The organism is Pseudomonas sp. PA-6-3C, assembly GCF_021605825.1.
In the GTDB taxonomy this organism is placed as follows: domain Bacteria; phylum Pseudomonadota; class Gammaproteobacteria; order Pseudomonadales; family Pseudomonadaceae; genus Aquipseudomonas; species Aquipseudomonas edaphica.
In genome coordinates this window covers 52,962-70,373 of record NZ_WKDV01000006.1, presented here as the reverse complement: position 1 = coordinate 70,373, position 17,412 = coordinate 52,962, and the positions used below count along the sequence as shown (strand labels likewise).

At 61.4% G+C, this 17,412-nt stretch carries 19 protein-coding genes; 15 read left to right on the top strand and 4 right to left on the bottom strand.

What is annotated here, in order from left to right:
- Positions 1–73 precede the first annotated feature (73 nt).
- The 13 genes from cobO (at position 74) to GIW48_RS06240 (ending at position 11,825) form a co-directional block, all read left to right on the top strand.
- Positions 74–685: a cob(I)yrinic acid a,c-diamide adenosyltransferase gene (cobO, locus tag GIW48_RS06300; RefSeq protein ID WP_010208674.1), complete on the top strand. Its 612-nt coding sequence runs from the start codon at positions 74–76 to the stop codon at positions 683–685.
- A complete protein-coding gene (locus GIW48_RS06295; protein ID WP_099548859.1) occupies positions 682–2,079 on the top strand; it encodes a cobyrinate a,c-diamide synthase in 1,398 nt (465 codons plus the stop codon). The genes cobO and GIW48_RS06295 overlap by 4 nt, the downstream gene beginning before the upstream one ends.
- Positions 2,076–2,726, top strand: coding sequence for a 5,6-dimethylbenzimidazole synthase (bluB, locus tag GIW48_RS06290; protein ID WP_017134890.1), 651 nt, complete (start codon positions 2,076–2,078; stop codon positions 2,724–2,726). Before GIW48_RS06295 ends, bluB begins: the two co-directional genes overlap by 4 nt.
- Positions 2,723–3,631, top strand: coding sequence for an adenosylcobinamide-phosphate synthase CbiB (gene cbiB / locus GIW48_RS06285; protein ID WP_017134891.1), 909 nt, complete (start codon positions 2,723–2,725; stop codon positions 3,629–3,631). Before bluB ends, cbiB begins: the two co-directional genes overlap by 4 nt.
- A complete protein-coding gene (gene cobD, locus GIW48_RS06280) occupies positions 3,624–4,613 on the top strand; it encodes a threonine-phosphate decarboxylase CobD (RefSeq protein ID WP_017134892.1) in 990 nt (329 codons plus the stop codon). Before cbiB ends, cobD begins: the two co-directional genes overlap by 8 nt.
- Positions 4,610–6,061, top strand: coding sequence for a cobyric acid synthase (locus GIW48_RS06275; RefSeq protein ID WP_170039154.1), 1,452 nt, complete (start codon positions 4,610–4,612; stop codon positions 6,059–6,061). The genes cobD and GIW48_RS06275 overlap by 4 nt, the downstream gene beginning before the upstream one ends.
- A gap of 478 nt (positions 6,062–6,539) precedes the next feature.
- Positions 6,540–7,061, top strand: a complete 522-nt coding sequence (gene cobU, locus GIW48_RS06270) for a bifunctional adenosylcobinamide kinase/adenosylcobinamide-phosphate guanylyltransferase (protein WP_099548861.1) — start codon at positions 6,540–6,542, stop codon at positions 7,059–7,061.
- Positions 7,058–8,113: a nicotinate-nucleotide--dimethylbenzimidazole phosphoribosyltransferase gene (cobT, locus tag GIW48_RS06265; protein ID WP_017134895.1), complete on the top strand. Its 1,056-nt coding sequence runs from the start codon at positions 7,058–7,060 to the stop codon at positions 8,111–8,113. Before cobU ends, cobT begins: the two co-directional genes overlap by 4 nt.
- Complete coding sequence (gene cobC, locus GIW48_RS06260; protein WP_236460376.1) at positions 8,110–8,685, top strand: alpha-ribazole phosphatase family protein; 576 nt, start codon at positions 8,110–8,112, stop codon at positions 8,683–8,685. The genes cobT and cobC overlap by 4 nt, the downstream gene beginning before the upstream one ends.
- Positions 8,686–8,687: 2 nt before the next feature.
- Positions 8,688–9,416 carry an adenosylcobinamide-GDP ribazoletransferase gene (locus GIW48_RS06255; protein WP_176991398.1) on the top strand — a complete coding sequence of 243 codons (729 nt, stop codon included), beginning with the start codon at positions 8,688–8,690 and terminating at the stop codon, positions 9,414–9,416.
- Between the two features lie 42 nt (positions 9,417–9,458).
- Positions 9,459–9,863 (top strand): MarR family winged helix-turn-helix transcriptional regulator, encoded by a 405-nt coding sequence (locus GIW48_RS06250; protein WP_017134898.1) that lies wholly within the window; start codon positions 9,459–9,461, stop codon positions 9,861–9,863.
- Between the two features lie 64 nt (positions 9,864–9,927).
- Positions 9,928–11,127: an MFS transporter gene (locus GIW48_RS06245; RefSeq protein ID WP_178075639.1), complete on the top strand. Its 1,200-nt coding sequence runs from the start codon at positions 9,928–9,930 to the stop codon at positions 11,125–11,127.
- Between the two features lie 149 nt (positions 11,128–11,276).
- Complete coding sequence (locus GIW48_RS06240; protein WP_017134901.1) at positions 11,277–11,825, top strand: glutathione peroxidase; 549 nt, start codon at positions 11,277–11,279, stop codon at positions 11,823–11,825.
- An 88-nt stretch (positions 11,826–11,913) separates the two neighbouring features.
- Here the strand turns inward: GIW48_RS06240 and GIW48_RS06235 are convergent, their stop codons facing one another.
- The 4 genes from GIW48_RS06235 to GIW48_RS06220 all read right to left on the bottom strand — a co-directional run bounded on the left by GIW48_RS06235 (position 11,914) and on the right by GIW48_RS06220 (position 15,064).
- Positions 11,914–13,188, bottom strand: coding sequence for an OmpP1/FadL family transporter (locus GIW48_RS06235; protein ID WP_017134902.1), 1,275 nt, complete (start codon positions 13,186–13,188; stop codon positions 11,914–11,916).
- A 146-nt stretch (positions 13,189–13,334) separates the two neighbouring features.
- Positions 13,335–13,817, bottom strand: coding sequence for a hypothetical protein (locus GIW48_RS06230; protein ID WP_017134903.1), 483 nt, complete (start codon positions 13,815–13,817; stop codon positions 13,335–13,337).
- A 276-nt stretch (positions 13,818–14,093) separates the two neighbouring features.
- Positions 14,094–14,318 (bottom strand): hypothetical protein, encoded by a 225-nt coding sequence (locus tag GIW48_RS06225; protein WP_005790139.1) that lies wholly within the window; start codon positions 14,316–14,318, stop codon positions 14,094–14,096.
- Positions 14,319–14,758: 440 nt separating this feature from the next.
- Positions 14,759–15,064, bottom strand: coding sequence for a hypothetical protein (locus GIW48_RS06220; protein WP_099548862.1), 306 nt, complete (start codon positions 15,062–15,064; stop codon positions 14,759–14,761).
- A 473-nt stretch (positions 15,065–15,537) separates the two neighbouring features.
- On the opposite strand from GIW48_RS06220, the gene GIW48_RS06215 reads away from it, so the two are divergent.
- On the top strand, positions 15,538–15,861 hold the full coding sequence (locus tag GIW48_RS06215) for a hypothetical protein (RefSeq protein ID WP_099548863.1): 324 nt from the start codon (positions 15,538–15,540) through the stop codon (positions 15,859–15,861).
- Positions 15,862–16,036: 175 nt separating this feature from the next.
- Positions 16,037–17,401 carry a DNA recombination protein RmuC gene (rmuC, locus tag GIW48_RS06210; RefSeq protein WP_163005473.1) on the top strand — a complete coding sequence of 455 codons (1,365 nt, stop codon included), beginning with the start codon at positions 16,037–16,039 and terminating at the stop codon, positions 17,399–17,401.
- Positions 17,402–17,412: the final 11 nt, after the last annotated feature.

Sequence of the window (17,412 nt, the reverse complement as noted above, 5' to 3'; positions counted from 1 at the left end):
GTGGGCGATGCTTGGCTGTCTGTTTTTCTTTTTCCTGCCCGCCGTTTTTGTCCAGCCCCAACGGAGAGCTGCCATGACTGATTCCCCCGACCGCGACGAACGCCACCTGGCGCGCATGCTGCGCAAAAAAGCCGTGATCGACGAGCGTATCGCCAATTCCCCAAACGAATGCGGCTTGCTGCTGGTGCTGACCGGTAACGGCAAAGGCAAAAGCAGCTCGGCATTCGGCATGCTCGCCCGCGCCATGGGCCACGGCATGCAGTGCGGCGTGGTGCAGTTCATCAAGGGGCGTAACAGCACCGGCGAAGAGTTGTTCTTCCGGCGTTTCCCCGAGCAAGTGCGTTTCCATGTAATGGGCGAAGGCTTCACCTGGGAAACCCAGGACCGCCAGCGCGACATCGCCGCCGCCGAAGCCGCCTGGGCGGTTTCCCGCGAATTGCTGCAAGACCCGTCCATCGGCCTGGTGGTGCTGGACGAGTTGAACATCGCCCTCAAGCACGGCTACCTCGATCTGGACCAGGTGCTCAGCGACCTGCAGGCCCGCCCACCCATGCAGCACGTTGTGGTGACTGGCCGTGGCGCCAAGCCTGAACTGATCGAAATGGGCGACACCGTCACCGAAATGGGCATGCTCAAGCACGCGTTCCAAGCCGGTATCAAGGCACAGAAGGGCGTCGAACTTTGAATCAGCCCCGTCATTGCCCAGCCGTATTGATCGCCGCACCGGCGTCCGGCCAGGGCAAAACCACCGTCACCGCCGCGCTCGCCCGCTTGCACCGCAACCTGGGGCGCAAGGTGCGCGTGTTCAAATGCGGGCCGGATTTTCTCGACCCGATGATCCACGAGCGCGCCAGCGGTGCGCCGGTGTATCAGTTGGACATGTGGATGGTGGGCGAGCAAGAAAGTCGCCGCTTGCTGTGGGAAGCAGCCGGCGAGGCTGACCTTATTCTCATCGAAGGCGTAATGGGGCTGTTTGACGGCACACCGTCGAGCGCCGACCTGGCGCGGCACTTTGGTGTGCCGGTGCTCGGGGTCATTGATGGCACCGCCATGGCCCAGACCTTTGGTGCCTTGGCCTTGGGCCTGGCGCGCTACCAGCCGGACTTGCCATTCGCCGGTGTGCTGGCCAATCGCGTTGGCACCCTGCGTCATGCGCAGCTGCTCGAGGGCAGCCTCACCGAAGGCCTGCGCTGGTATGGCGCGCTGTCCCGTGAAACCGGGATTGAATTACCGAGCCGTCACCTGGGCCTGGTGCAAGCCAGTGAACTCAATGACCTCGATGCGCGCCTGGACGCCGCAGCCCAGGCGCTGGGCAGCAGCTGCGAAGTGGCGTTGCCGCCGCCGGTGACGTTCGCCGCGCCGCAACTGATTGAGGCTGAGCCGCTGTTGGCCGGTGTGCGTATTGCCGTAGCCCGTGATGAAGCCTTCGCTTTTACCTACGGCGCCAGCCTGGATCTGTTGCGGGCAATGGGCGCTGAGTTGAAGTTTTTCTCGCCGATCCATGATCACCAATTGCCCGACGCCGACAGCCTGTACTTGCCCGGCGGCTATCCCGAATTGCATCACCAGGCACTGTCTGAAAACACCCGGATGCTTGCGGCTATTCGCACCCATCATGCGGCTGGCAAACCACTGCTGGCTGAATGTGGCGGCATGCTCTACCTGCTGGATTCGCTCACCGATGTGGACGGCGCCCGTGCCGAACTGGTCGGCCTGCTGCAAGGCGATGCGGTGATGCAAAAGAAACTTGCCGCCCTGGCCCTGCAAAGTGTCGAGTTGCCCGAAGGCGTGCTGCGCGGCCATACCTATCACCATTCCCTGACCAGCACCGAATGGCAGCCGATTGCCCGCGGCCTGAGCCCCAATGGCGGGCGCGGGGCGGAGGCGGTGTATCGGCAGGGGCGGATGACGGCTTCATACGTGCACTTTTATTTTCCGTCGAATCCAACGGCGGTGGCCGCACTCTTCGCGCCGAGCATTGAGACCGCTATCGCAGCGATGCGGCGACCCGACAAGCCAGCTCCCACAGGGGAATGCATTGCAAATGTGGGAGCGGGCTTGCCCGCGATAGGGCCATGACCAACAACGCCTATCCCCAAGCCGACCGCCAAGCCGTCTACCGCGCCATCGCCGAACGCCGCGACATGCGCCACTTCACCGGCGGCACGGTCGCGCCCGAATTGCTGCACCGCCTGCTCCAGGCCGCACACCAGGCGCCCAGCGTGGGCTTGATGCAACCCTGGCGGTTTATCCGCATCAGCGACCGTCAACTGCGTGGGAATATTCAGCAATTGGTGGAGGAAGAACGCGTGCGCACCGCCGAAGCCCTGGGCGAGCGCTCCGACGAATTCATGAAGCTCAAGGTCGAAGGCATCCACGACTGCGCCGAAGTATTGGTGGCCGCGTTGATGGACGACCGCGAGCGCCATATTTTTGGCCGGCGCACCTTGCCGGAGATGGACATGGCGTCGCTGTCCTGCGCGATCCAGAATCTCTGGCTGGCCGCCCGTGTCGAGGGCATTGGTATGGGCTGGGTCTCGCTGTTCGAGCCACAAGCCCTGGCCGACCTGCTGGGCCTGCCGCCCGGCGCCAAACCCCTGGCCGTCTTGTGCCTGGGCCCGGTGGCCGAGTTCTACCCGGCACCGATGTTGCAACTCGAAGGCTGGACCGAACCACGGCCGCTGAGTGACATGTTGTATGAGAATGTGTGGGGAGTGAGTCAATGAGTGTGGCCTTGCTGTGTGTCGCTGCGGTGGCGCTGGATGCGCTGCTGGGTGAACCCAGGCGCTGGCATCCGCTGGTGGCGTTCGGCAATTTCGCCGGGCGCATCGAGCAACGTTTCAACACCGGTGGCCGTGGCTGGCGCAGCCACGGCGTGACCGCATGGTTTATCGCCGTGGTGCCGCTGACACTGCTGGCGACCGCGTTATCGTGGGCGCCCTATATCGGCTGGGTCCTGGAAATCCTGGCGCTGTACCTGGCGCTCGGCATGCGCAGCCTGGGTGAACATGTGATCCCGGTTGCGCAGGCGTTGCGCAGCGGTGACCTGGATGAAGCGCGCAAACGTGTGAGTTATCTGGTCAGTCGCCAGACCAGCGAGCTGGACAGCACCGAAGTCGCCCGCGCCGCCACCGAGTCAGTGCTGGAGAACGGCAGCGACGCGGTATTCGCCGCGTTGTTCTGGTTTGTGGTCGCCGGTGTGCCGGGCGTGGTGCTGTACCGCCTGAGCAATACCCTCGACGCCATGTGGGGCTATCGCAACGAACGCTTCGAGCGCTTCGGCTGGGCAGCCGCCAAGATCGACGATGTACTCAACTATATTCCTGCACGGCTGGTGGCGCTGACCTACGCCGTTTTAGGCAAAACTCGCTTGGCGCTCAGATGCTGGCGCACCCAAGGCCCCACCTGGGACAGTCCCAACGCGGGTCCGGTGATGGCGGCCGGGGCGGGCGCCCTGGGCGTCGAGCTGGGTGGCGCGGCGATCTATCACGGCGAGCTGCATCAGCGTCCGCAGTTGGGCGAAGGCCCGGCCGCCGATGCCGACGCCATCGACCGTGGCTGGCAACTGGTGCAGCGTGGCGTTTGGTTATGGCTGTTGATCCTCTGCGCGGGGGCGCAATTGTATGCTTGAGCACGGTGGGCGCCTGCGTAAGGCGGTGATTGAATACGGGATTGCCGAGGCCGATTGGCTTGACCTGTCCAGCGGCCTCGCGCCCTGGCCCTGGTCGATCCCGGACATCCCGCTGCGCGCCTGGGCGCGTTTGCCGGAAGCCGACGACGGCCTGGAAAAGGCCGCCTGCGACTATTACGGTGCCGCCCACCTGCTGCCGGTGCCGGGCTCCCAGGCCGCGATCCAGCTGCTGCCGCGTCTGCGCCGCTCCGGCAAGGTTGGCGTGTTGTCGCCCTGTTACGCCGAGCACGCCGAAGCCTGGCGCCGCGCCGGGTATGTGGTGCGCGAAGTGCAGGAGCAGGAAGTCGACTTCTTTCTCGACAGCCTTGACGTGCTGGTGGTGGTTAACCCCAACAACCCCACCGGCCTTAGCCTGAGCCCGCAACGCCTGCTGGACTGGCACGCGCGGCTGGCCCAACGCGGCGGTTGGCTGGTGGTGGACGAGGCATTCATGGACGTCACACCAGAGCTCAGCCTGGCCAGCCACACCCATCATGTCGGCCTGATTGTATTGCGCTCGTTCGGCAAATTTTTCGGCCTGGCCGGTGTGCGCCTGGGCTTCGTGCTGGCTGAGCGCCGGTTGCTGCGGCTGTTGGCCGAGCAGGTTGGGCCGTGGGCCGTCAGCGGGCCGACCCGCGTGCTCGGGCAAGTGTGCCTGCGTGATACCGCCGGGCAGGTTCGTCAGCGTGAGCGCTGTGTCGAAGCGGGCCGGCGCTTGTTTGACCTGCTCGAACGCCACGGCTTTCAACCCCACGGTGGCTGCGCCCTGTTCCAGTGGCTGATCACCCCGCACGCCGAACGCATGCATGAATTCATGGCCCAGCGCGGCATTCTGCTGCGCCTGTTTGTCCACGACAGCAGCCTGCGCTTTGGCTTGCCCGATACCGAGGCAGATTGGCTGCGACTCGACGAAGCCCTGGCTGTCTACAAGGAAGCACCATGAGTACGCTGATGGTGCAAGGCACCACCTCCGACGCGGGCAAAAGTACCCTGGTGACCGCGCTGTGTCGCTGGCTGGTGCGCCAAGGCATCGCGGTGGCGCCGTTCAAGCCGCAGAACATGGCGCTCAACAGTGCCGTGACCGCTGAAGGTGGCGAGATCGGCCGCGCCCAGGCGGTGCAAGCCCAGGCCGCCAACCTGGCGCCACACACTGACATGAACCCGGTGCTGCTCAAACCCAACAGCGACACCGGCTCCCAAGTCATCATCCATGGCCGCGCCGTGACCAGCATGAACGCTGTGGCCTATCACGACTATAAAGCCATCGCGATGCAGGCGGTGCTGGCCTCTCACACACGCCTGAGCGCGGCTTACCCGGTGGTGATGGTGGAAGGCGCGGGGTCGCCTGCCGAGATCAATCTGCGCGCCAATGACATTGCCAATATGGGTTTTGCCGAGGCTGTGGATTGCCCGGTGCTACTGATTGCCGACATCAATCGCGGCGGCGTGTTCGCCCACCTGGTCGGCACTCTGGAATTGCTTTCGCCAACCGAACAGGCGCGGGTCAAGGGCTTCATTATCAACCGTTTTCGCGGCGATATCGCCTTGCTGCAGCCTGGCCTCGACTGGTTGGAAGCGCGCACCGGCAAGCCCGTGGTGGGCGTACTGCCCTACGTGATGGACCTGCACCTGGAAGCCGAAGACGGCATCGACCAGCGCCAGATCGACAAGGCCGCCCAAGTGCTCAAGGTGGTGGTGCCGGTATTGCCGCGCATCAGCAACCACACCGATTTCGACCCGCTGCGCCTGCACCCGCAGGTGGATTTGCAGTTTGTCGGGCCGGGCCAGCCGATTCCGCCTGCCGACCTGATTATCCTGCCGGGCTCCAAAAGCGTGCGCAGTGACTTGGCCTATTTGCGCGCCAACGGCTGGGACACTGCCGTGGCGCGGCACTTGCGTTATGGCGGCAAGGTGCTGGGGATTTGCGGCGGCTTGCAGATGCTCGGCGAGCAGCTGCATGACCCGCTCGGGCTGGAAGGGCCGGCTGGCTCCAGTGAAGGCTTGGGGCTGTTGGCGTTCAGTACGACGCTGGAGGAAGAGAAGCAGCTGCGCAATGTGCGTGGGCGCTTGTTGCTGGAAGATGCCGAGGTCAGTGGTTATGAGATCCACGCCGGCGTGACTTGCGGTGAAGCGCTGGCGAACGCCGCCGTGCGGTTGGATGACGGCCGCAGTGACGGCGCCCAGAGTGCCGACGGGCAGATTCTCGGCACCTACCTGCATGGCCTGTTCGAAAGCCCCGCGGCGTGCAGCGCCTTGTTGCGCTGGGCTGGGTTGCAGGATGTGCAGGAGGTGGATTACCACGCCTTGCGCGAGCGCGATATCGAGCGTTTGGCGGACCTGGTGGAGAACCACCTGGATACCGCGTTGTTGCGCAAGCTATGCGGGCTCTGACGGTGTACACCCAGTCCAAATGTGGGAGCTGGCTTGCCTGCGATGGCGGTTTGTCGGTGTACATATCCCTCAGCTGGGTAACGGCCACTTATGGTTCCGCTCTTACAGCGGGTCACTTTTGTAAAGACACAAAAGTAACCAAAAAGTCTTCGCCCCACCACTCGGCACCTCGCCTGGGCTCGGTGTACCCGAACGCAGGCTTGAATCCGTGGGCCGCCGCGATGGGCCATCCTTGGCCCAGCGCGGCTAACCCGGCGTCCTGCCGGGTTACCCACGGATTCAAACCTGCGTTCGGCCAGCGTGGTTTAACGGGGCGACTGAGATCAAAATCAAAAGCCAGATCAAAAGCAGATCTGCCTTTCTGTGGGAGCTGGCTTGCCTGCGATGGCCATGGCTCAGCCACTGCATGCCTACCTGACTCACCCCACTTGCCGCGGCACACCTCAACCTCTCCACCCGCCGAACAAGGTGCCACCCCATGCATCAATTAATCCTCGGCGGTGCCCGCTCCGGCAAAAGCCGCCTGGCCGAAAAACTCGCCAGCGACAGCACCTTGCCCGTCATCTACATCGCCACCAGCCAGCCGCTGGATGGCGAGATGAGCGCGCGCGTCGCGCATCACCGTGCGCGGCGTCCCGATCATTGGGGCCTGATTGAAGAACCCATCGAGCTGGCCCGCGTACTGCGCGAAAACGCTGCTGCCGATCGCTGCCTGCTAGTGGACTGCCTGACCCTGTGGCTCACCAACCTGCTGATGCTCGAAGACCCGGCGCGCCTGGCGCTGGAGCGCGATCAATTGCTGCAAACCCTGGCTGCACTGCCGGGTGAAATCATTTTTGTCAGCAACGAGACCGGAATGGGTGTCGTGCCGCTGGGCGAATTGACTCGCCGCTATGTGGATGAAGCCGGTTGGCTGCATCAAGCCTTGGCCGAGCGGTGTCAGCGTGTTGTCCTGACGGTTGCCGGCCTGCCCCTGACTTTGAAAGGTACTGCGTTATGACTGACACCTGGTGGCTCAACCCTTGTAAGGCTGTCGACGCCTCAGCGTACGAACAAGCGCTGGCGCGCCAACAACAGCTGACTAAACCGGCCGGTTCGCTCGGCCAGCTCGAAGCTGTAGCGGTGCAACTGGCCGGCCTGCAAGGCCAGGTCAAACCGTTGGTGGACCAGGTGTGGATCGCCATTTTTGCCGGTGACCATGGCGTCGTCGCAGAAGGCGTGTCGGCGTTTCCCCAGGAAGTGACCGGGCAGATGCTGCACAACTTCGTCACTGGCGGCGCGGCCATCAGTGTGTTGGCACGTCAGCTGGATGCGCAGCTGGAAGTGGTCGACCTCGGCACGGTGACGCCCTCGCTGAACCTGCCCGGAGTGCGTCACCTGAACATCGGCGCGGGCACGGCCAATTTCGTCAACGGCCCAGCCATGACTGAAGCTCAGGGCTGCCTGGCGCTGCAAGCCGGTCGCGATAGCGCTCGGCGCGCTTTGGCCGGTGGCGCCCAGCTGTTTATCGGCGGTGAAATGGGCATCGGTAATACCACCGCCGCCAGCGCCTTGGCCTGTGCGCTGCTCGATTGCAAGGTCAGCGACCTTACAGGCCCAGGCACCGGTTTGAACGCCCAGGGCGTCAGCCACAAAGTGGCAGTTATCGAGCGCGCACTGGCGCTGCATGCCGGACAGCGCGATGACGCATTGCACACCCTGTTCAACCTCGGCGGGTTTGAAATTGCCGCGCTGGTCGGTGCCTACCTGGCCTGCGCACAAGAAGGCATCGTCGTGCTGGTGGACGGGTTTATCTGCACCGTCGCCGCACTGGTCGCCACGCGGCTGAACCCGGCGTGTCGAGAATGGCTGGTATTCGGCCATGGTGGCGCCGAGCCGGGCCATCGTCACGTACTGCAAAGCCTCAACGCCGAACCCTTGCTGCAACTCGGCCTGCGCCTGGGCGAGGGCAGTGGTGCGGCGCTGGCGGTGCCGTTGCTGCGCCTTGCGTGTGCGCTGCACGGGCAAATGGCGACATTCGCCGAAGCGGCCGTGGCAGACCGCCCGGCATGACCTTGCACCTGGACCTGCTGCGCCACGGCGAAACCGAGCTGGGTGGCGGTCTGCGCGGCAGCCTTGACGACGCGCTCACCGACAAGGGCTGGGCGCAGATGCGCGCCGCCGTAGCAGAGCAGGGCCCTTGGGACCGCCTGGTCAGCTCGCCGCTGCAGCGTTGCGCGCTGTTCGCCCAAGAGTTGGGCGCACGCCTCGATGTGCCGGTGAACCTGGAAAAAGACCTGCAGGAATTGCACTTCGGCGCCTGGGAAGGGCATAGCGCAGCGGCGCTGATGGAAACCGACGCCGAAGGGCTCGGCCTGTTCTGGGCCGACCCCTACAGCTTCACACCGCCTGAGGGCGAGCCGGTCAGTGACTTTTCACACCGTGTCCTCAGCGCCGTCTCGCGCTTGCACCAGGCTTATGCCGGTGAGCGCGTGTTGCTGATCAGCCACGGTGGCGTGATGCGTCTGCTATTGGCGCGAGCGCGAGGTTTGCCGCGCGAGCAGTTGTTGAATGTTGAGGTCGGCCATGGTGGGCTGTTCAACCTGCATGTGGCTGCCGATGGTGTGTTGAAGGAAGGAACCTGACGATGCTGCCATTCTGGATCGCCCTGCAATTTCTCAGCAGCCTGCCGATTCGTTTGCCGGGCATGCCGCAGCCACAAGAGTTGGGGCGTTCGCTGCTGTTTTATCCCGTGGTCGGGCTGTTGTTCGGCGTGCTGTTATGGGCGCTGAACAGCGTATTGATGGGCGCGCCGTTGTTGCTGCATGCCGCCTTATTGCTGACCGCGTGGGTGTTGCTTAGCGGTGGCCTGCACCTGGACGGCCTGGCGGACAGCGCCGATGCCTGGCTCGGTGGTTTTGGCGACCGCGAGCGCACCCTGACCATCATGAAAGACCCGCGCAGCGGGCCGATTGCGGTGGTTACCCTGGGCTTGGTGCTGTTGCTCAAGTTCACCGCGCTGGTGGCGTTGATCGAGCAACGTAATGGCGCGGCATTGATCCTGGCGCCATTGATCGGGCGGGCGTCGATGCTGGCGCTGTTCCTTACCACGCGCTATGTGCGTGCAGGCGGTTTGGGTCAGGCGCTGTCGGACCATTTACCGCGGGTTGTCGGCCAACAGGTGCTGATCCTCAGTGGCCTGGCCTGCATTCTGATCGGCGGTTTCAGCGGCGGCATGGCTGTTCTGCTGGCGGCGCTGTGTTTTATCGGCCTGCGCCAATTGATGGTCAACCGGCTGGGTGGCACCACCGGCGACACAGCTGGCGCACTCCTGGAGTTGCTGGAAGTCGCGGTGTTGATCGGTTTGGCTCTGTAACACTTTCTTGCATTTCCTTAATCGCGGGTATATACACGTTCCATGCTTGCCTCCCAATGTTTATGCACCAACCTGCGACGTGCCGCCCGTGGCGTCAGCAGGCATTACGACGGCGCCCTCGACGGCTTCGGGATCAACGTCGCCCAGTATTCTTTGCTGTGCAACTTGCAGCGTCTCGACCAACCGAGCATTTCCAGCCTGGCCGACGCCATGGGCCTGGATCGCAGCACCTTGGGGCGCAACTTGCGGGTGCTGGAAGGCGAAGGCCTGGTGCAGTTGGTCGAGGGTGATGACTTGCGCAACCGCCTGGTGCTGTTGACGCAAGCCGGCGAAGAACGGCTGGCTGCGGCGTTGCCGGCGTGGGAAGCGGCGCAGCAAAAATTGATTGATCAGTTAGGCGCCGAAAAGCGCGAAACCTTGCTGGCCTTGCTGGATGAACTCGCCTGAGCGCGGGTTTGTTCGATTACAAGCGGGTATATACCCGCGAGCGGAGAATAAGAACATGACCTCGATGTGGCGCACCAGTGGTTGGATCCTTGTGGGGAGTGCGCTGATCCTGGCGTTGTCCTTGGGCGTGCGGCACGGTTTCGGCCTGTTCCTGGCGCCGATGAGCAACGAATTTGGCTGGGGGCGTGAGACGTTTGCCTTCGCGATTGCCCTGCAGAACCTGATCTGGGGCTTGGCGCAGCCGTTTACCGGCGCCCTGGCCGACCGTTTCGGCGCGACCAAAACGGTGTTCGTCGGCGGCGTACTGTACGCCGTGGGCCTGGTGTTGATGGGCATGTCCGATTCGGCGTGGTCATTGTCACTAAGTGCCGGCTTGCTGATTGGTATCGGCCTGTCGGGCACCTCGTTTTCGGTGATTCTCGGCGTGGTGGGCCGCGCCGTACCGCCGGAAAAACGCAGCATGGCCATGGGCATCGCCAGCGCCGCAGGCTCTTTTGGTCAGTTCGCCATGGTGCCCGGCACATTGGGCTTGATCGGCTGGCTGGGCTGGTCGGCCGCCTTGTTGGCGCTGGGGCTGATGGTGGCGCTGATTCTGCCGCTGGTGGCGATGCTCAAGGACAAGCCGCTGCCGGTGGTGACTGGCCAGCAAACCTTGCGTGAAGCCTTGAAGGAAGCCTGTTCCCATTCCGGCTTCTGGTTGCTGGCATTCGGCTTTTTTGTGTGCGGTTTCCAGGTGGTGTTTATCGGCGTGCACCTGCCGGCGTATCTGGTCGACCAGCATTTGCCGGCCACGGTGGGCACCACGGTGCTGGCCTTGATCGGTCTGTTTAATGTATTCGGCACCTACACCGCCGGCTGGCTCGGCGGGCGCATGTCCAAGCCGCGCTTGCTTACCGGCCTGTACCTGCTGCGTGCGGTCGTCATTGTGTTGTTCCTGTGGGCGCCGGTCACCGAAATCACGGCCTACCTGTTTGGCATGGCCATGGGCTTTTTGTGGCTGTCTACGGTGCCGCTGACTAATGGCACCGTCGCAACCTTGTTTGGTGTGCGAAACCTCTCGATGCTCGGTGGGATCGTGTTCCTGTTCCACCAAATCGGGTCGTTCCTCGGCGGCTGGTTGGGCGGGGTGGTCTATGATCGAACCGGCAACTACGATTTGATCTGGCAGGTGGCGATTCTGCTGAGCGTGCTCGCCGCCGCGCTGAACTGGCCGGTGCGCGAGCGGCCGGTGGCGCGCTTGCAGGCGCAGATGGAGGCGGCATGAGTGTGACGGCACGGTGTTTGACGGTAGCGGCGCTGGTCGTGCTGATGCTGCTGGCCTGGTGGGGCTGGCAGCGTGGTGGGCTGGCGTTGATGCAACTGGGTATGTCGATCTGTTAAGTTCGTGGTCTGGAAATGTTAAGGACTCACGACATGCAGATGCGCTGGCTTGCAGTACCCGTCCTGATGGCCATTGGCAGTGTTGCCATGGCCGCTGATTGCCCACCGTTGCTTGAGGGCCAATTGCCCAAGCTGCGCGCCAAGGAATCCATCGATTTGTGCCAGCGCTTTGCCGGCAAACCCCTGGTTATCGTCAACACCGCCAGCTTCTGCGGGTTCGCACCACAGTTCAAAGGCCTCGAAGCCTTGTACCAGCGCTACAAGGGCCAGGGGCTGGAAGTGATTGGCGTGCCGTCCGATGACTTCAAGCAGGAAGCCAAGACCGGTGAAGAGACCGCCAAGGTCTGTTACGTGAATTACGGCGTGACCTTCACCATGACCGAACCGCAAAAAGTCAAAGGACCGGACGCGGTACACCTGTTCAAGGTGCTGGCGCAGCAGACCAGCGCGCCGAAATGGAATTTCTACAAGTACGTGGTCGACCGCCAAGGCAAGGTAATTGCCAACTTCTCCAGTTTGACCAAGCCGGACAGCCCGGACTTGATCAAGGCAGTGGAAGAAGCCTTGGCTTCCAAACCCTGATCGTCGGCGATTAAAAAGCCCCGCCTCCTGTGCAGGAGAGCGGGGCTTTTTTAGATTCAGCTGGCGAGCCGGTCAGGCTCGCAGTGAATCAGAACTTGTAAGTCGCACCCAGGCCGTAACCCCAAGCGCTGTTTTTGTACTCGGCGTTGTAGGCGTTGCCCTTGCCGGTACGGTTGACGTTGACTTCTTCTTCCCACAGGTAGGAGACGGCAGCGTCGATCGTCCAGTCTTCGGTAGGGCTGAAGCCGGCACCAAAGCTGACAGCCTTACGGTCGCCAGTCGGGATACGCACCGAACGGTCGGTGTTGTTGGTAGGCGATTGGTCAACCGAGAAGCCGGTGCGCAGTACCCACTGTTTGTTGACCTGGAACGAAGCACCGATGGCCGAGGCCCAGGTGTCATGCCAGTTCTGTGGCTCGTTGATGCGACCGATCGGGCCAGCCGCGCCACCCAGTGCAGGCGAAACGCCCGAGTTGTTGACGGTGATTTCTTTCAGGCGGCTCCAACGGGTCCATGTGGTACCCGCATACAACGTCCATTGGTCATCCAGCTTGTGGGTGATGGACATGTCGTAGGATTCTGGGGTGGTGATGTTCAACTTGGCGTCAAAACGCCCGCCGTTGAACGGACCAAAACCACGGCCGGAAATATCGGTGTGACCCGACAGGTTGTAGGAAACCTTGGAGGTGTACGTCAGGCCGATGTTGGTGCTCGCCCATGGCGTCACCAGGATACCGACTTTGTAGCCCCATGCGGTGTCATCGCCCTTGATGTCCACCAGGCCATCATTGCGGCCGAAGGTTTGCGCCAGCGGCGTCGACGAGGTCAGGTTACCGCTGATCTTGTTGAACGTCGGGCCGATACCCACGGACACGTATTCGTTGAAGGCGTAGCTGACAGTCGGCTGGAGGGTGACGACTTTAACGTCACTCTTCTTGCCGTAGTAACGGCCGCCGAAGCTGTCTTCGTAGTTGGTGATCAGGCCGAACGGCGCATACACGCCCAGGCCGAACGCCAGGTCATCGGTCGCTTTTTTCACGGCAAACAACATCGGGACTTTGGTAAAAGGAACCATGTCACCGTCGTTGCTGCTGCCGGGTGGGCCACCGCTGGTGTTTTTGATATCGGTCTTGGCGTCGATAGCTGCGACACCGGCAGTGATTTGATCGCGCTTGAGGCGTGACATGCCGGCAGGGTTGCCAGCGACAGTGCTTGCATCATCGGCAGATGAGGAGCGGCCGGCGAAACCTGTACCCATCCCACTGATGCTTTGCTCGTTGAGGGCAAAGCCGCTCGCGAACAGTTGGGTGGAGGCCATGGCAACGGCGAGGCTAAGTGTGGTCTTGAGCATTACTTTTTTCATTATTAGAACTCCGTGGTGATCACCGCTGCGGAAAGTAACAATAAATTTAGGTTAGCGCTATAGGCTGTAATGCAGGAGATAGAGCGGTTTTGTAGGACAATCCGACCAAAATCGGGGTTTTTAGCCGAATCTTGCAAAACGCCTGGTCAACAAGTGACCTGATTCATGGGTGAAACACAGGTCTGCCAGGCTTGGGTGAAGTCCCGCAGCCGACCTTGTGGGTGAAAAATTTCTTTCCAGATACGTGCCATTGCCAGTACATCGCCCGGCTGCGGCAGGGCAGGGCTGTGCTGCTCCACCAGCAGCCAGGCGATGGCGGTGGCGTAACGCAGATTGACGGTTAACTCAAGCTGGGGCGCACTGAGGAATGCGTGCTGACTGGCCAGGCCGCGTACCAGGCTGGCGCGCTCGGGGTCGCGCGCCAGGTAATGGTCCCAAAGGGCGCGGTGGCGCGGTTCGGTGATGCTGTACAGGCCGTGGCCACGACGGTCGTGCAGGGCCGAGCCGAGTTCCGACTGGCTGGCAGCAATGCCCAGCAGCAGGGCTTCGGCTGTCGCATTATGGCGGCCGAGGTAAATCAACGTCGGCCGGATCACATAACGACACAATTCGCTGGCGGCGATACCCATACAAGCCTCGGTCCATGAAAGTGGTCGACGGTGCCTGAGAGGGGGCTTGGCAGCTGTGAATCGGATCTCAGGCCCGTCGCAAGCGGATCAAGCCGCTTGAGTTGAAGTGTAGTGTCATATTTACGATGTAAAGGACTGTTTTTAAAACATCTTCTTCATTTAGTTATAACGTTTATATCTATTTGAACTTAGCGAAAATGTTTCAATGCCGAATTTCAGGCAATAAAAAACCCTGCTTTTTAAACAGGGTTTTTGTGTTTCAGCGACTCGGGTCGATCAGGCAGTCAGTGCCTGACGGGTACGCTCGATCACGGCCTGCAGCGGCTCTGCGCTGGAGTATTGATCGGGGTACAGGCGTTCGCTGTGACGAGCGATGCCGTGTTCGTTGACCAGGGTGAAGCTGAAGCAGCCTTTGCGAGCGGCCATGATCAGGCAGTTCATTGGTGCAAAAGCGTTGGTGAGGGTGCGAATGGCATCCTGAGTGTGGATTTGAGCGTTCATATTATTGGTGTTCCTACAAATGACACGGATAAGAACCGTGCAGCGTTAAAACGTTCCAGTAACGTTGATCACCATTGATCAAACGAAGAACCGACTGGAACAAAGCAGCCAGTTTGAAGCGCTATTAAGTTGGCGCGCTTGGGCTGGCAGGTAGGTACTTAGGAGGGCAGGCAGCACAACAGGGGCAAAGGTTCTGGGCCCGGGGTGAAGATCCTGATCAATTTGCAGGTTGGTTCGGTCAGAGTATTGAGACTTCGCGGCACCCTTTGCATGTTCAAAGGCAGTGTCGTCGCAAGTGATACCTGGAAACCATCGAGGTGGTCGGTCCCGTGTTGTTCAGGGGAGTTGTTCGACCAGAATTGACTTTCAGCTTGGTACTAACGCCGCGGATAGTAACGGATCGAAACCGGGAAGGGAAGCGGCTGAGCAAAAAACTTTTATCAGCTGCCTAGAAAACCACGATAGACCAGCACTGTTACGGCGGCCGCCAGCGAGCAGCCCAGCACGTAGGCCGCGAGGGTCAGGCGCCAGGAGCGGCCGGTTTCGATCACCTTCATCACGTCGCGCATGTCATTGATCCGGCCTTCACCCAGCTCGATGCACAGGCTTACCGCAGTAAAGGCCGCTGATAACAGGATGGCGATGGCAAACAACGCCCCGTCCGGCGAGGGCAAAGCTGCATTGATTCCCAATGATGTCGCGCAGATGGCGAGCAGCAACACGGCGAACAACAGGATTCCTTTCATCTGCGCCTACAGGAGAGTGACATCGTTGGTGCAGCAGTGTGGCGAGCGCGGGCGGTTTTGAAAAGTGCTCTGTTTTGCAGGCCGGTTGCTCTGTGGCGGTAACATTTTCGGACAGATTGAAGCAAAAAGTGTCGGCGATATAACCAGTGGATGGGTACTTGTGCACATTCGTTGCGCGGTGTGTAACCACTCTGTCAACTGCCCGCAAGTGCCGTCGTTTGCCTGCAACGAAAATTTAAGTCAATGAAAAACATCGCTTTTTTTTATTGGTGAAAAAATCGTCAGTTTGACTGCGGCCCCCGTTTCATGGGGCTTTGAGCGGGTTCAAGGTGGGTTGTCCACTGAGTTATCCACAGCTTCTGTGGATTGTCCCGAGCGCTTGCTCTAGAACGGGCGTGTAGGATTTATCCAGCTTTACCTGCGCGAAAAAAAGAGTAGAGTGGCGCGCCTTCCATTCTGTCCCACAGTGCTTTATGAAGTTTCGCTCAGTATCACCCTCTGTTACCGATACCCCTCAAACTGTTACCACACCCAAGCGATTTTCGTTGAAGGTTGCCTTGTGGCTGCTCGACAGCCCGCGGCTGGGGCATAACGCCAACATCAAGCACTTCGCCGGACGCTTGCTCAAGCAGCCGGCCCGCGATGGCGTGGTCGCCGCTCAAAGTCGGCTGGGCCAGTTGATGTGCCGCGAGTGCGGCAACGCCCGCGACCGCCGCATAGGCCACGACCTGCTGCGCCTGGCGGCTCGCGCTGGCGACCGCCGCGCCCTGCGCGAGTTGGGGCAGGTCGAAGACTGAGCTGTCCTCAAGCCCCATGCTTGGTTAACCTTGCTCCTTTTCGGTGATGGCAGAAATGGCTATGGTTTTTGACTGGACCAGTATTGCCTTGGGTCTGGCGGGTGCAGCAGTGCCTTTATTGGCCCTGTGCTGGCAGATTCAACGTCGACTGACCGCGCGCATGACCGGTTGGGAGCTGCTCGAAGAGCGCCTGGCAACCGCGCAACTGGCCCAGGAAGGGCTGGCCGCGCAACTGGACGCCAGCCGCGATGAAATCAGCGACCTCAGCCAGGCCAATGCCGCGAAACAGGCCGACCTGGCCGCCATGCGCCGCGAAGTCGAACTGCTGCAAATCGACCGCGATAACGCCCGCGATGCCGCCCATGCCTGGAACCTCGACCGTAGCGCCAAGGAAACCGAGCTGCGCCGCCTCGATGCGCTGTCAGCTGCCTTGCGCGCCGAATTGCGTGAACAACAGGACAGTCATCAACAACGCCTCGCCGACCTGCAAGGCTCGCGCGATGAGTTGCGCGCGCAGTTTGCCGAGCTGGCCGGGAAGATCTTCGATGAGCGTGAGCAGCGTTTCGCCGAAACCAGCCAGGAACGCCTGGGCCAGTTGCTTGACCCACTGAAGGAACGCATCCAGTCCTTCGAAAAGCGTGTGGAAGAAAGCTATCAGAACGAAGCCCGCGAGCGTTTTTCCCTGGCTAAAGAGCTTGAGCGTCTGCAGCAATTGAACCTGCGCCTGTCAGACGAAGCCACCAACCTGACCCGTGCCCTCAAGGGCCAGAAGACCCAGGGCAACTGGGGCGAGCTGATTCTTGAGCGGGTACTGGAACATGCCGGGCTGGAGAAGGGCCGCGAGTACCAGACCCAGGTGAGCCTCAAAGGGCCGGACGGCGAGCGCTTCCAGCCGGACGTGCTGATCATGTTGCCGGGCGACAAGCAGGTGGTGGTCGACTCCAAGGTCAGCCTCACGGCCTATCAGCAATACGTCGCGGCAGATGATGAGGTGATTGGCCAGGCGGCCCTCAAGCAGCATGTGCTGTCCCTGCGTAACCACGTCAAAGGCTTGGCCGGCAAGGATTACAAGCGTCTGGAAGGGCTGCACAGCCTGGATTTCGTGTTGCTGTTCGTCCCCATCGAGGCCGCATTTTCCGCCGCCCTGCAGGCCGAGCCGAACCTGTTTCAGGAGGCGTTTGACCGCCATATCGTGATTGTCAGCCCCACGACCTTGCTGGCTACCCTGCGAGTGATCGACAGCCTGTGGAAGCAGGAGCGCCAAAGCCAGAATGCGCGGGAAATTGCCGAACGGGCCGGCTGGCTGTACGACAAATTCGTGCTGTTCATCCAGGACCTGGATGAAGTGGGCAACCGTCTACAACAGTTGGATAAGGCTTACAGCGCGGCGCGTAACAAGCTGACAGATGGGCGTGGGAATCTGGTCAGCCGTACCGAGCAATTGCGGTTGCTGGGTGCGCGTGCGAGTAAAAGTCTGCCAGCGGATTTGCTTGAACGGGCGATGACCGATTCAGACGGTGTGGCGCATCTGCCTGAGTAAATACAATCCAA

What these genes read in the sequence shown, in the direction of transcription:
- cobO (WP_010208674.1), top strand. Translation starts at nt 74, where the DNA reads ATGACTGATTCCCCCGACCGCGACGAACGCCACCTGGCGCGCATGCTG.
- bluB (WP_017134890.1), top strand. Translation starts at nt 2,076, where the DNA reads ATGACCAACAACGCCTATCCCCAAGCCGACCGCCAAGCCGTCTACCGC.
- cbiB (WP_017134891.1), top strand. Translation starts at nt 2,723, where the DNA reads ATGAGTGTGGCCTTGCTGTGTGTCGCTGCGGTGGCGCTGGATGCGCTG.
- cobD (WP_017134892.1), top strand. Translation starts at nt 3,624, where the DNA reads ATGCTTGAGCACGGTGGGCGCCTGCGTAAGGCGGTGATTGAATACGGG.
- GIW48_RS06275 (WP_170039154.1), top strand. Translation starts at nt 4,610, where the DNA reads ATGAGTACGCTGATGGTGCAAGGCACCACCTCCGACGCGGGCAAAAGT.
- cobU (WP_099548861.1), top strand. Translation starts at nt 6,540, where the DNA reads ATGCATCAATTAATCCTCGGCGGTGCCCGCTCCGGCAAAAGCCGCCTG.
- cobT (WP_017134895.1), top strand. Translation starts at nt 7,058, where the DNA reads ATGACTGACACCTGGTGGCTCAACCCTTGTAAGGCTGTCGACGCCTCA.
- cobC (WP_236460376.1), top strand. Translation starts at nt 8,110, where the DNA reads ATGACCTTGCACCTGGACCTGCTGCGCCACGGCGAAACCGAGCTGGGT.
- GIW48_RS06255 (WP_176991398.1), top strand. Translation starts at nt 8,688, where the DNA reads ATGCTGCCATTCTGGATCGCCCTGCAATTTCTCAGCAGCCTGCCGATT.
- GIW48_RS06250 (WP_017134898.1), top strand. Translation starts at nt 9,459, where the DNA reads ATGCTTGCCTCCCAATGTTTATGCACCAACCTGCGACGTGCCGCCCGT.
- GIW48_RS06245 (WP_178075639.1), top strand. Translation starts at nt 9,928, where the DNA reads ATGTGGCGCACCAGTGGTTGGATCCTTGTGGGGAGTGCGCTGATCCTG.
- GIW48_RS06240 (WP_017134901.1), top strand. Translation starts at nt 11,277, where the DNA reads ATGCAGATGCGCTGGCTTGCAGTACCCGTCCTGATGGCCATTGGCAGT.
- GIW48_RS06235 (WP_017134902.1), bottom strand. Translation starts at nt 13,188, where the DNA reads ATGAAAAAAGTAATGCTCAAGACCACACTTAGCCTCGCCGTTGCCATG.
- GIW48_RS06230 (WP_017134903.1), bottom strand. Translation starts at nt 13,817, where the DNA reads ATGGGTATCGCCGCCAGCGAATTGTGTCGTTATGTGATCCGGCCGACG.
- GIW48_RS06225 (WP_005790139.1), bottom strand. Translation starts at nt 14,318, where the DNA reads ATGAACGCTCAAATCCACACTCAGGATGCCATTCGCACCCTCACCAAC.
- GIW48_RS06220 (WP_099548862.1), bottom strand. Translation starts at nt 15,064, where the DNA reads ATGAAAGGAATCCTGTTGTTCGCCGTGTTGCTGCTCGCCATCTGCGCG.
- GIW48_RS06215 (WP_099548863.1), top strand. Translation starts at nt 15,538, where the DNA reads ATGAAGTTTCGCTCAGTATCACCCTCTGTTACCGATACCCCTCAAACT.